Source organism: Novosphingobium sp. (genome assembly GCF_039595395.1).
Lineage (GTDB): Bacteria > Pseudomonadota > Alphaproteobacteria > Sphingomonadales > Sphingomonadaceae > Novosphingobium.
On record NZ_JBCNLP010000001.1, the window covers coordinates 3003008 to 3015608 of the forward strand.

Genomic DNA, 12601 nt, shown 5'->3' on the forward strand with positions numbered 1-12601 from the left:
TCGCATAACCCTTTCTTCAATCCCTTAATAAACCCCGCCCTGCTCCCCGGCAAAGTTGCCCGCAGAACTCTGATCGCTCTGCCCGGACTTGGCGTTAAACCCGCGCCGGATCGCATCGAGCAATTCCGAACGCTTGGCCGCGATCTGCTCCTGCCGCGTCACGCGCGAGGGCTCGGTTTCAGGCTTGAAGGCTTCCCAGATAACCGCCGCCTTGGCCTCGTCGCCCGGATCGCCGCCAAAGACGCGCTGGCCCGAGACGCGATCGATCTTCACCATGCGCACGCCGGGAGGCATCAGGAAGGGCGTGTGATCCCAGCGATCGCGCGTGGCCATCACGAACTGGCGGAAGATCGGCGCCGCGAAGGTGCCGCCCTGAGCGTAACCGCCCAGCGACTTGGGCTGGTCGTAACCGAGGTAGACCCCGCCCACGATGCCCGGCGATCCACCCATGAACCAGACGTTGGTGGGGCCGGTGGTGGTGCCGGTCTTGCCGAACAGCGGCAGGTTGAGGTCGCGCAGCGCCACGCCGGTACCGCGTGTGATCACGCCTTCCAGCATGTGCACCACCTGATAGGCGGTGCGCGCATCGAGCACCTGACGGCCACGCTGGCTGAAGCGCGGCATGGGCTTGCCATCCCATTCAGCCATCGAGCAGCCGTTGCAGGCACGTTCGTCGGCGCGCCAGATGACCTTGCCGTTGCGGTCCTGAATGAAGTCGATCAACGACTGGTCATGCTGCAACCCGTTGTCGGCAAGGGCCGAGTAGGCGTTGACCATCTGCGCCACCGTCGTCTCCCCCGCGCCCAGCGAGAAGGAGAGATAGGGCTGGTAATTGCCGATACCGACGCGCTTGATGGTGCCGACCACCTTGCTCATGCCGGTGTCATTGGCGATGTGGACGGTCATCAGGTTGCGCGACTGCTCAAGGCCCCAGCGCATGGTGTGGATGCCGCCGCCGCCTTCATTGCCGAAGTTCTTGAAGCATTTGGTGCCCAGCCCCGCACCCTGGTCGACGCAGAAGCTCTGGTCGGGGACCATGGTGGCGGGCGTCATGCCATTGTCGAGCGCGGCGGCATAGACGAAGGGCTTGATCGTCGAGCCGACCTGCCGCTCGGCCTGCGTGGCGCGGTTGAAGCTGTCGAGACCGAAGTCGAAGCCGCCCGCCATGGCCATCACGCGGCCGGTGCCGGGCTGCTCGACCATCATGCCGCCCGAGACGCCGGGAATGATACGCAGCGCATAGACGCCATTGCCTGCGGGCGCGCTGGCCACCACATCGCCTTCGCGGACCTGATTGAGATCGCCGACCAGCGCGGCGGTGCTGCCGTCGGTGAAGCCGATCTGGCCGCTGCCGCCGCCGCGCTTCAGCACGAGGCCAACACGCCAGTCCTGATAGGCGATGCTCTTGTTGAGGCCGATAAGCTGGCCCTGCCAGTGCTCGGGATCGATCTCGATATGGGCGATGGGGCCGTGCCAGCCCTTGCCCGACCAATAGCGCAGCAGCCCGCCGCGCAGCGCATCCTGCGACGCCTTCTGCAGCTCGCTGTCGAGCGAGGTGCGGACCCAGAGGCCACCGGCATAGACGCTGTTCGGGCTGTCCTCGGCGCTTTCACCGTACTGGTCCATCAGGCGGCGGCGCACTTCCTCGACGAAATAGCCGACCGAGGGATCGTAAGTGTCGCGCTTGGGCTGGGCGATGATGCCCAGCGGTTGGGCCTTGGCGGCCTCGGCCTCGGCCGAGGAGACGAAGCCGTTCTTGACCATCTGGTCGAGCACCCAGTTGCGCCGGGCGATGGCCTTGTCGGCGAATTTGGCGCGGCCATAGGTTTCGGGCGCCTTGGGCAGGATGGCGAGGAAAGCGGCCTCATGCAGTTGCAGATCGCCGACATCCTTGCCGAAATAGGCGCGCGAGGCGGCCTGCACGCCGAAAGCCTGACGGCCCAGCGGGATCTCGTTCAGATAGAGTTCGAGGATCTGCTCCTTGCCCAGCACACTTTCGATGCGGCGGGCCAGCAGCATTTCCTTCAGCTTGCGGCTGACGGAATATTCATTGCCGATCAGGATGTTCTTGGCGACCTGCTGGGTGATGGTCGAGCCACCACGCGCACGCTCGCCCGAGCCGAATTTGGAGGCGTAATCGACCACGGCCTGGCCCAGGCCGATAAAATCGACGCCGCCATGGTGGAAGAAGTTCTTGTCCTCGGCAGAGAGGAAGGCGTTGATCATCGGCTTGGGAAAGTCGACGAAACGCAATTGCACGCGGCGTTCGCGGGCATAGGAATAGATGATGCCGCCATCGGCCCCGCGCACCATGGTGGGCAGCGGCGGCTGATAGGTCAGCAGGCTGTCGGCGGAAGGCAGGTTGCGGATCACCGTCACCCAGACCAGCGCATAGGCCAGCACCAGCGCACCGAGACCATAGCCGCCAAAGCGCACCAGACGGCTGCGCCCCCATGCCCCGCGCAGGCGACCCGCGCCCGGCAGATGCCCCAGGGCGCGCCCCGCGCCGCTCAGTCCCCCACGCAGACGGCCCATAAAGCCCCCGGCCTTGCGGCGGATACGCAGGTGATGGTCTTCGTCGCGCTCTGGATCGGGCGTGTTGGGCAGGTCAGGCATGATGGCTTTCGAAACTCTGGCCACAAACTGGCATACCGCTGCCCCCTAGCATGGCACATGCGGCCAAGGCCAGCACAGCGTTATTGGGCCGCCGCAACGCCATTCTCACGCGCGAAATAGACGCGGATGGCCTGAGCCGTGGCTGCGGCGAAAGCCTCGCGCCCCTCGGGCGAGGCGAGGCGCGCGCTGTCTTTTCCGTTGGAGATATAGCCCGCCTCGAACAGCACCGAGGGCACGTCCGGAGCCTTCAGCACCACAAAGGCCGCCGATTGCAAAGGTCTGGCGCGAAAGTCGAATCGATCCTTGCCTTCGCGCAGGGCCAGTTCGGCAAAGCGCGTGGATTGCGCTCCGGCATGGCGCTGCGACAGGTCGACCAGAATGGCGCTGACCGCATTGCTGGTGCCCGCCAGAGGCACGCCATCGACGGTATCGGCGCGGTTTTCCCGCGCGGCGATGCGGCTGGCCTCCTGACTGCTGCCCCGGTCGGACAGCGTATAGAGCGTCGCCCCGCTGGCATCGGCCGCCTCGGAGCTGTCGGCATGGATCGAAACGAAGAGATCGGCCTTCAACTGCCGCGCAATCCCCGAGCGTTCCTCCAGCATCAGATAGCGGTCGGTTTCGCGGGTGAGCGCCACACGCACCCCGCCAGCAGCCAGCAATTTGTCGCGCAGGGCCAGAGCGAGGGCCAGCGTGATGTCCTTTTCGCGTAAAGGATGGCCTTTTTCATCGACACCCGGCGCGCCGGGATCGTGCCCGCCATGGCCGGGATCGATCACCACCAGCGGACGGCTGGCATCGAGCGGCCCCTGCACCGGCGGCAGACCCAGCGTGCCCCCGGCAGGCGGCAGGGCGACATGCAGCACATAGGCATGGCCCGCATCGGGCGGAGGCGCGAGAAAACGCGATGCCCCAAAGGCTCCGGCCAGCAGGGCGACGGGCGCCAGCAGCACGGCGGCCAGCACAAACAGCACGCGCTGGCGGGATGAGGATTGCGGCAGCGCCTCGGAAGATTCCCCGTCCTGCTCGCCGACTTCCTCCGGGCAGGGCTCGGGCGCATCTTTGGCGGGAACCGCCTGTTCTTCCTCGCTGCCCGGCTGTTCTTCTTCGCTGGATGTCACCTGAAAGCGTTCCGCACCACAACCCGTTATCGGGTCGCAACCCCTTTGTCTGACCGCAGATTAGGCAAGTGCGGGCGCCAGCGCAATGGCCCGTACACCCCCTTCCCCAGGCCACGCCGCCCAGGTGCGAATCGCAGGACGCATCGCGCTTGCCCGGAAAGGAAACCAATGCTAGGCATCAAAAAGTCGAAACAGGTTTGCCTGGCGCCGATCCCTTTTACCCACGCCCAACAGGCCGGGGTCATTGCGTTGAAAGCCCGCTTGCCGTTTCGCATGGCCCGGAATCCCAATTTTCACCGGGCCTGACAGGTTGATGCAGGTATGATGAGCCGTTCGATGTCCCGTTCTTCACTGCCCCACGGGGCGGTGATGGCGTGGGCGTCTGATGGATCGGCAGAAGCAGGGTCGCATTTCAACACATCCCGGAGCGATATCGCCCATGGGGTGGTCCTGCCAGAATCTTTTCTGGGTGCCTTTGCGCAGGCCATGAAGCCGCGCCTTTCCTGCCTTGCAGACACGAAAAATGCCGTTGCGCCCGGACTTTCCGGGTCGCGTCACGGCCTCACCGCCCTCGTCCCTGAACAGGTTCGCCATGAACCCTTTCAGCGCCTCGGGCTTTCCCACTTCGCCGCAGGAAACAGGAGCGCCCAACGCTCCGCCAATTGCGGCATGTCCATAAATCGCCGCGCCGGGGTTCAGCCCTGCTCGCGCGGCTGGAGAGTTTATAATGACAACGCGCATGCTGATCGATGCGCGCCACGCGGAAGAGACCCGGGTGGCGGTGCTCAAGGGCAATCGTATTGAAGAATTCGACTTTGATTCTGCTGATCACAAGCAGATCAAGGGCAATATCTATCTGGCCAAGGTAACGCGGGTCGAACCCTCGTTGCAGGCCGCTTTCGTTGATTTCGGCGGCAACCGTCACGGTTTCCTCGCCTTCAGCGAAATTCACCCCGATTACTACCAGATCCCCAAGGAGGACCGCGAGGCCCTGCTGGCGGAAGAAGCCGCCCATGCCGAGGAAGAGGCCGCGCTGCGCGCCAATTCCGAAGGCGATGATGAGGACGAAGGCGAGGATTTCGCCGACGACAACGGCGATGATGCCGGTTCGGTGATCGAGGTCGACACCTCCGAGAAGGACGCCGTCGCCACCATCGAGGCAGGGCACGTCGAGGATGGCTTTGACGACGATCACGCCGCCGAGGAAGACGCCGAGACCGACAACAACCCGCGTGGCCGCCGTCGCCGTCAGGGTGGCGCTCAGGGCCATCGCGCCAAGCAGGCCGACGAATTGCGCGCCAAGCGCATGGCGCTGCGCCGCCGCTACAAGATCCAGGACGTGATCCACCGCCGTCAGGTGCTGCTGGTTCAGGTCGTGAAGGAAGAGCGCGGCAACAAGGGCGCGGCCCTCACCACCTATCTGTCGCTGGCTGGCCGTTACTGCGTGCTGATGCCCAACAGCAGCCATGGTGGCGGCATTTCGCGCAAGATCAGCAGCGTTGCCGACCGCAAGCGCCTCAAGTCGATCATCGCCGAGATGGACCTGCCCAAGAGCATGGGCTGCATCGTGCGCACCGCCGGCCTGCAGCGCACCAAGACCGAGATCAAGCGCGACTTCGACTATCTCGCCCGCCTGTGGGACGAGATCCGCGAAGGCACGATGAAGGCCTCGGCTCCGGCGCTGATCCATTCGGACAGCGACCTCATCAAGCGCGCCATCCGCGACATCTACAACCGCGAGATCGAGGAAGTGGTGGTCGAGGGCGATCACGGCTTCCATGACGCGCGCGATTTCATGAAGCTGCTGATGCCCAGCCATGCGCGCCGGGTGAAGCATTATGCCGACCCCGTGCCGCTGTTCCAGCGTTACGGCGCCGAGGATCAGCTGACCGCCATGTACGACCCTGTCGTGCAGCTCAAGTCGGGTGGCTACATCGTCATCAACCCGACCGAGGCGCTGGTCTCGATCGACATCAACTCGGGCCGCTCCACCAAGGAGCATGGCATCGAGCAGACGGCGGTCGCCACCAACCTCGAAGCCGCGCGCGAAATCGCCCGCCAGTTGCGCCTGCGCGACATGGCCGGCCTGGTCGTGATCGACTTCATCGACATGGAATATGGCTCGAACGTCCGCAAGGTCGAGAAGGCCATGAAGGAAGCGCTCAAGAACGATCGCGCCCGCATCCAGGTCGGTCGCATCTCGTCCTTCGGCCTGATGGAAATGAGCCGCCAGCGCCTGCGCACCGGCGTGCTCGAGGCCACCACGCGTTCGTGCCCGCATTGCGACGGCACGGGTCTGGTCCGCACCGCCGGTTCCGCCGGTCTGTCGGCCCTGCGTCTGATCGAGGAAGAGGCTGCCAAGGGCAAGGGCACCACGATCACGCTCTTCGCCAGCCAGGAAGCGGCGATCTATGTGCTGAACGGCAAGCGCGCCGACCTGCACGAGATCGAGGCGCGCTACCGCGTCGAGGTCGAGGTGATCCCCGAGGGCGAGAACGAGGGCGCCAAGATGCGCGTCATCTCCAGCGGCCCGCGCAACGACTACGTGCCGACCTTCAACCCGATCACCTTCGAGGAGGATCTTGAGGATCTGCCCGAGGAGGACTTCGAGGACGAGGCCGAAGAGGCCGAAGCCGCCGAGGATGACGGCGAAGGCCAGAACGGCCGCAACCGCAAGCGCCGCAAGCGTCGCCGTGGCCGTGGCCGCGACCGCCGCGAGGATGGCACCGAAGCCGCCGCCGAGGACACCGAGGAAGAAGGTGCCGACGCCGGTGAGGAAGCCGAGGACGCCGGTGAGGATGAGGGCGACGAGGCGGCTCCTGCCGTCGAGGGCTCTGACGACCAGGGTGGCCAGCGCAAGCGCCGCCGTCGCGGTCGCCGCCGTCGTGGCCGTGGCCGTGAGGAAGGCGCCGAGCAGGCTGGCGAGGACGCCGGTGAAGGCGAAAACGTGGTGAGCGAAGAGGCTCCGGTCGAAGCAGCACTCGCCGCCGAGCCCGCCCCGGTCGAAGCCGAGCCCGCTCCGGTCGAGGCCGAGAAGCCCAAGCCCAAGCGCGCGCCCCGCAAGAAGAAGGTCGTGGAAGCCGCTCCGGTGGTGGAAGAGGCCCCGGCGCCGGTCGAGGCCGAGCCCGTTGCGGTTGAAGCCCCCGCTGAAGCCGAGGTGAAGCCCAAGCCCAAGCGCGCTCCCCGCAAGAAGAAGGTCGTCGAGGAAGCTCCCGCCGTGGAAGCCCCCGTCGAGGCCGCTCCTGAGGCGCCCGCCGCAGCCGAGGCCAAGCCCAAGGCCAAGCGCGCGCCCCGCAAGAAGAAGGTCGCTGAGGAGGCTCCGGCCGCCGCAGCCCCCGTTGCCGCGGCCAGCGTGGAAATCGATGCCGCCGTGGCTCCGGCCGAGGACGGCAGCGCCGAGGGCGCCGAAAGCCCGCGTCGCGGCTGGTGGCAGCGCACCTTCGGCTAAGGTCGGGGTGTAACCAGGGAAAGGGGCCGGGCCGCCGCAAGGTTGCCCGGCCCTTTTTCTGTCCGGCATCCCCGCAACATCGGGCAAATGCCCCCGACTTTCGTGGCACTGCAACAAAGGCGCTTGCCCCCGCCCCATAAGACGGTAGACAAAACGCGCATCGGGCGCCTATGCGGCATGCCTGACTCGTGTTCGATGGACAGTGGAAGCGACCTATGGCTACCTTTACCCTCCCCGCCAACAGCAAGATCAATGGCAAAGGCCATGTGCACAAGGCGGAGGGCGCGACCCATGTGAAGAAATTCACCGTCTATCGCTATGACCCCGACAGCGGCGAAAACCCCCGCTATGACACCTTCGAGATCGATCTCGACAGCTGCGGCCCGATGGTGCTGGACGCGCTGCTCAAGATCAAGAACGAGGTTGACTCGACCCTGACGCTGCGCCGTTCGTGCCGCGAGGGCATCTGCGGCTCCTGCGCGATGAACATCAACGGTCGCAATGGTCTGGCCTGCACCACCGCCATTGAGGATCTGAAGGGCGATGTCCGCATCACCCCGCTGCCGCACATGGAAGTGATCAAGGACCTCGTCCCCGATTTCACGCATTTCTATGCACAATACGCCAGCATCCGCCCCTGGCTGCAGACCGTCTCTACCACGCCCTCGGGCAAGGAGCGCCTGCAGAGCCCCGAGCAGCGCGAGAAGCTGGACGGCCTGTACGAGTGCATCCTGTGCGCCTGCTGCTCGACCTCCTGCCCGTCCTACTGGTGGAACCCCGACAAGTTCCTGGGGCCGGCGATCCTGCTTCAGGCCTATCGCTGGCTGGCCGACAGCCGCGACGAGATGACCGGCGAGCGCCTCGACGCGCTGGAAGACCCCTTCCGCCTGTACCGCTGCCACACCATCATGAACTGCGCCAACGTGTGCCCCAAGGGCCTGTCGCCCGCACGCGCCATCGCGGAAATCAAGAAGATGCAGGCCGAGCGCCAGATTTGATTTTGGCGTTTAGGCTGGTTTTCAGGGAGGTCGTCCGAGAGGGCGGCCTTTTCTGATTCTCAAGGGGTTTGAAGGGATAAAAGCAGGGGACGCCCGCGCCCCCTGCACCCCCGGTTACGTCTCCCGACGAGACGGCAGTGGTGCCGCATCGGTGCGCTTCATCTCCCCACCGACGCGACACCAAGCGCCGCAGGCCTTCAACCCAGAAACGATGGCACGGCGTTAGCGATTGTTGCCTGCGGCGCAGCAAACTGAGCGCAAGGCCGAACCCGATGCACTGCCGCAGACATTAAAGGGAGCGCGAGGGCGATGGCCCTCGCATTTTCTCTTTTCTTCCCCTTCAGCCCTTCGTCCTCCTTGCCATCCCCTCCCCCAACTGGCAGCGCAACCGGACACACCCAACCAACAGAGCCCTCATGCCAGAAGCCCTCCTCGACCGTTACCACCAGCTTATCGCTCAGGAGGAGCTGCGCCCGGACGCCGAGCAAGCCGCCGCCGCACAGCGCCTGGCGCGCCTGCAGCAGGAGTTGGAAGCGGCACCTTCGGGTGGTTTCTTCGGGCGCCTGCTGGGGAAGAAGGCACCCACCCCGCGCGGGCTCTACATGTGGGGCGGCGTGGGGCGCGGGAAGTCCATGCTGATGGACCTGTTCCATGACACGCTGAACATCGCGGAGAAGCGCCGCGTCCACTTCCACGCCTTCATGCTGGAGGTGCATGAGGTGATGCGCGACGTCCGCAAGGGCGAAACCGGTGATCCCATCCCGCAGGTCGCCGCGCGCATCGCCAAGGGGCTGCGCGTGCTGGCGTTCGACGAGATGGTCGTCAACAACTCCGCCGACGCGATGATCATGAGCCGGCTGTTCACCGCGCTGATCCGCGATCATGGGCTGGTGATCGTGACGACCAGCAACCGTGCGCCGAAGGATCTCTACAAGGACGGCCTCAACCGCGAGCATTTCCTGCCCTTCATTGCCCTGATCGAGGGCGAGCTGGATGTGCTGACGCTCAACGGTCCGGTCGATTACCGGCTTGAGCGCCTCACCGGCATCGCCACCTGGCACATGCCGCTGGGCGAAGCCGCCACCCAGCGCGTACGCGAGGTCTTCTTCCGCCTCACCGACTATCCGCCCGAGGACGCCGCCAACGTGCCCTCGGTGGATATGGATGTCGGCGGCGGGCGCCTGCTGCATGTGCCCAAGAGCCTGAAGGGCGTGGCCGTCTTCAGCTTCAAGAAGCTGTGCGGCGAGGCGCGCGGGGCCTCGGATTACCTCGCCGTGGCGCGGCATTACCACACGGTGATCCTTGTCGGCGTGAAGCGCATGGGGCCGGAAAACCGCAATGAGGCCGCGCGCTTCGTGACGCTGATCGACTCGCTTTACGAGCATAAGGTGAAGCTGTTCGTCACGGCGGAAACCTCGCCCGAGGACCTGTACGAGGCCGGCGATGGCCGCTTCGAATTCGACCGGACCATCAGCCGTCTGATGGAGATGCAGAGCCGCGATTATCTGGCTGCTGGCCATGGTGTGGATCATGAGTTGCAGGATTAAGGGATAAACGCAGGGGGCCATCGCCCCCTGCACCCCCGTTACGTCTTCCGACGAGACGGCAGTGGCGCCGAAACGGAGCGCCCCAACTCTCCACCTGCGCAACATAAAGCGCCGCAGGCCTTCTTTTGCCCACGGCCCCGCGACCTTGCGCTTGGCCGAACCCGAAGCGCCGCGCCGACAAATCATGGGAGCGCGAGGGTGTAACACCCTCGCATTTCTCTTTTTCCTCTCTTCTGCTACTTTCCTTCGAAACAGGGAAAGGACCCATCCTTATGATCGTCACCACCACCGAAAACATTGCCGGTTACCGCGCCACGCAATCGCTGGGTCAGGTCTTTGGCGTGGTCGTTCGCAGCCGGGGGCTTGCGGGCAATTTCGTGGCGGCGTTGCGCACGATCATCGGGGGCGAGATCAAGGAATATTCCGCTCTGGTGGAGGACACGCGCCGTCATGCGCTGGACCGTCTGGTCAGCAATGCGCGGGCGATGGGCGCGGATGCGGTGGTGATGATGCGCTTCGATTCCGGCCAGATCGGGCAGGCGATGAATGAGGTCGTCGCTTACGGTACGGCGGTGAAGATCGAGCCCCTGTAATGCGCCCGGTTGCCAGCATCGCGATGCTCTCCATCGGGCTGGCGCTGGTTGTGGCGGCGCTGGCTTTCTGGCCGATGTGGCCGGGGGCGGTGCCGCTGGGGGTGATGGGCGCGATTATGGCGATTTCGGTGCTGGTGGAGCGACGCTATCGCGGGCGTGCCTCCCGGCCCGAGAGCGGCTGGGAGCCCACACCGGAAAAATTCCTCGATGAGGACACCGGGCAGGTCATGCAGGTCTGGTATCACCCCGGCACCGGCCAGCGCGATTACCGGCCTGCCCAGCCCTAGAGCGTTTTCAAGCTGGGTGGAATCACCCAGCGACTCGGAAAACGCGGTCAAACAAAAACTTAGAGCGGGTTGATCCGATGCAATCGGATCAACCCGCTCTAAACCAACCCGAGATGGGTCAGCGAACGGTCCAGTTGCAGCAATTGCCACAGCAGGCGTGAGTGGTCGCTGGTGCCCGCGATATGGGCCTGGGCGGCACGGTCGATGGCGGCGCTGTCGAACCAGCCGGTGCGGGACAGGGCCCCGCCCTGCGCAATCCCCCGCGCCGCGCCTGCCAGCGGCCCCCGGAACCATTGCGCGATGGGCGTGACGAAGCCCTGCTTCGGGCGGAAGAGGATATCGTCCGGCAGATGGGGCTTCATCGCCTGCTTCATCAGCCATTTGCCCTGCGTGCCGCGAATGCGCATGCCCTCGGGCAGGCCGGCGGCAAATTCGATCAGGAGGTGATCGAGCAAAGGCTCGCGCGCTTCCAGCGACACCGCCATGGAGGCACGGTCCACTTTGGTCAGAATATCGCCCGGCAGCCAGAATTTGAGATCGGCATATTGCGCCGCATCCAGCCCGGAGCGGGCCGGAGCCTGTTCCATCAGCTCGATAAAGGGCTGCTCGGCACGGTAATCGCCCCGCTGGCGCCGGTAATCGTCGCTGTAGAGCCTGTCGCGCAAGGCAGGCCCCGTCACCGAGATCGCGCTGGCATAGGCCTGCGCCGAAGAGCCCGCCAGCGACAGCAGCGTCGTCTTGGCCCGCAACGGACGCGGCGCCCAATCGGCCTTGGGATAGAGCCGCCCCGCCAGCCCGAACAAGGGCCCACGCAGCGCCGAGGGCACCAGCCCCCTCACCCGGTCCTCGCCATGCTGGAAACGATGGCGGCGGTATCCGGCGAAGGCCTCGTCGGCACCATCACCCGACAGGGCCACGGTCACGCTTTCGCGCGCCAGTTGGCAGACGCGCCATGTCGGCAGGGCGCTGGCGTCGGCGAAGGGCTCGTCGAACATGGCGGCGAGGTGATCCACCGCCTCGAAATCATCGGGGCTGACGATGCGGCTGACATGATCGGTGCCGTAACGCTGCGCGATCTGCTCGGCATAGCCGGTCTCGTCCAGCGCCTTCACATCGAAGCCGATCGAGCAGGTCCGCACCGGATGGCTGCTTTCCTCGGCCATCAGCGCGACCACGCTGGAGCTGTCCACCCCGCCCGACAGGAAGGCGCCCAAAGGCACATCGGCCACCATCCGGCTCTTCACGGCGGAGCGCAGCAGATCGGCCAGTTCGGCGGTCAGATCGGCCTCGCTGCCCTTGTGGCGTTCGACGAAGGTCACGTCCCAATAGGCTTGAGGCGCGGGCACCGGGGCATCATGGCTCAGCAGCAGCACATGGGCGGCTGGCAGCTTGCGCACCCCGACCAGAATGCAGCGATGATCGGGCACATAGCCCCAGGCCAGATAGTCCTCGATGGCCAGCGGATCGATCCGCCGCTCCAGCGCCGGATGAGCAATCAGCGCCTTCAATTCCGAGGCAAACACCGTGCTGCCATCGGACAATTCGGCCAGATAGAGCGGCTTCACCCCCAGACGATCACGCGCCAGCAGCAGCTGACGCCGGTCCAGATCATAGAGTGCAAAGGCGAACATGCCCGACAGGCGCGCGACGCAATCAACACCCCAGCGCTGATAAGCCGCCAGAATGACCTCACTGTCGCCATCGGTGTGGAAACGCGCACCCTGCTCCGCCAGTTCGGCGCGCAACTCGCGGTAATTGTAGATCTCGCCATTGAAGACCAGCATCGCCCGCCCGTCAGTCGAGGCCATGGGCTGGGGCGAACCGGCAATGTCGATGATCGAGAGGCGCCGATGGCCCAGCGCCACCGGGCCGCCCTCCCACACGCCGTAGCCGTCGGGCCCGCGATGGGCGATGGCATCGCACATGGCGCGCAGCACATCGGCATCGGCACGCGCGCCCGCAGCCCTGTGAAAAATCCCCGCTATGCCGCACAT

Annotated in this window: 8 protein-coding genes; 5 read left to right on the forward strand and 3 right to left on the reverse strand. The window is 65.4% G+C overall.

The genetic code is table 11. The features are described 5' to 3' along the window. Positions 1-24: 24 nt before the first annotated feature. Both ABDW49_RS13910 and ABDW49_RS13915 read right to left on the reverse strand, forming a co-directional pair. On the reverse strand, positions 25-2616 hold the full coding sequence (locus ABDW49_RS13910) for a transglycosylase domain-containing protein (protein WP_343612616.1): 2592 nt from the start codon (positions 2614-2616) through the stop codon (positions 25-27). 80 nt (positions 2617-2696) lie between these two features. Further along, positions 2697-3734, reverse strand: coding sequence for an N-acetylmuramoyl-L-alanine amidase (locus ABDW49_RS13915; RefSeq protein ID WP_343612617.1), 1038 nt, complete (start codon positions 3732-3734; stop codon positions 2697-2699). 727 nt (positions 3735-4461) lie between these two features. Here ABDW49_RS13915 and ABDW49_RS13920 point away from each other — a divergent pair. From ABDW49_RS13920 to ABDW49_RS13940, 5 genes are all read left to right on the forward strand, one after another. Next, entirely contained in the window at positions 4462-7182 is a 2721-nt protein-coding gene (locus tag ABDW49_RS13920) for a ribonuclease E/G (protein ID WP_343612618.1), read from the forward strand. Between the two features lie 215 nt (positions 7183-7397). Further along, the gene (locus ABDW49_RS13925; RefSeq protein WP_343612619.1) at positions 7398-8180 is read left to right on the forward strand and encodes a succinate dehydrogenase iron-sulfur subunit; all 783 of its coding nucleotides are present in this window, start codon (positions 7398-7400) and stop codon (positions 8178-8180) included. A gap of 416 nt (positions 8181-8596) precedes the next feature. Beyond that, the gene (gene zapE, locus ABDW49_RS13930; RefSeq protein ID WP_343612620.1) at positions 8597-9727 is read left to right on the forward strand and encodes a cell division protein ZapE; all 1131 of its coding nucleotides are present in this window, start codon (positions 8597-8599) and stop codon (positions 9725-9727) included. A 272-nt stretch (positions 9728-9999) separates the two neighbouring features. Further along, on the forward strand, positions 10000-10320 hold the full coding sequence (locus ABDW49_RS13935) for a heavy metal-binding domain-containing protein (protein WP_343612621.1): 321 nt from the start codon (positions 10000-10002) through the stop codon (positions 10318-10320). After that, positions 10320-10607 (forward strand): hypothetical protein, encoded by a 288-nt coding sequence (locus tag ABDW49_RS13940; RefSeq protein WP_343612622.1) that lies wholly within the window; start codon positions 10320-10322, stop codon positions 10605-10607. The genes ABDW49_RS13935 and ABDW49_RS13940 overlap by 1 nt, the downstream gene beginning before the upstream one ends. 98 nt (positions 10608-10705) lie before the next feature. Here the strand turns inward: ABDW49_RS13940 and ABDW49_RS13945 are convergent, their stop codons facing one another. Then, positions 10706-12601, reverse strand: a complete 1896-nt coding sequence (locus ABDW49_RS13945) for an XrtA/PEP-CTERM system amidotransferase (protein ID WP_343612623.1) — start codon at positions 12599-12601, stop codon at positions 10706-10708.

What these genes read in the sequence shown, in the direction of transcription:
- ABDW49_RS13910 (WP_343612616.1), bottom strand. Translation starts at nt 2,616, where the DNA reads ATGCCTGACCTGCCCAACACGCCCGATCCAGAGCGCGACGAAGACCAT.
- ABDW49_RS13920 (WP_343612618.1), top strand. Translation starts at nt 4,462, where the DNA reads ATGACAACGCGCATGCTGATCGATGCGCGCCACGCGGAAGAGACCCGG.
- ABDW49_RS13925 (WP_343612619.1), top strand. Translation starts at nt 7,398, where the DNA reads ATGGCTACCTTTACCCTCCCCGCCAACAGCAAGATCAATGGCAAAGGC.
- zapE (WP_343612620.1), top strand. Translation starts at nt 8,597, where the DNA reads ATGCCAGAAGCCCTCCTCGACCGTTACCACCAGCTTATCGCTCAGGAG.
- ABDW49_RS13935 (WP_343612621.1), top strand. Translation starts at nt 10,000, where the DNA reads ATGATCGTCACCACCACCGAAAACATTGCCGGTTACCGCGCCACGCAA.
- ABDW49_RS13940 (WP_343612622.1), top strand. Translation starts at nt 10,320, where the DNA reads ATGCGCCCGGTTGCCAGCATCGCGATGCTCTCCATCGGGCTGGCGCTG.
- ABDW49_RS13945 (WP_343612623.1), bottom strand. Translation starts at nt 12,601, where the DNA reads ATGTGCGGCATAGCGGGGATTTTTCACAGGGCTGCGGGCGCGCGTGCC.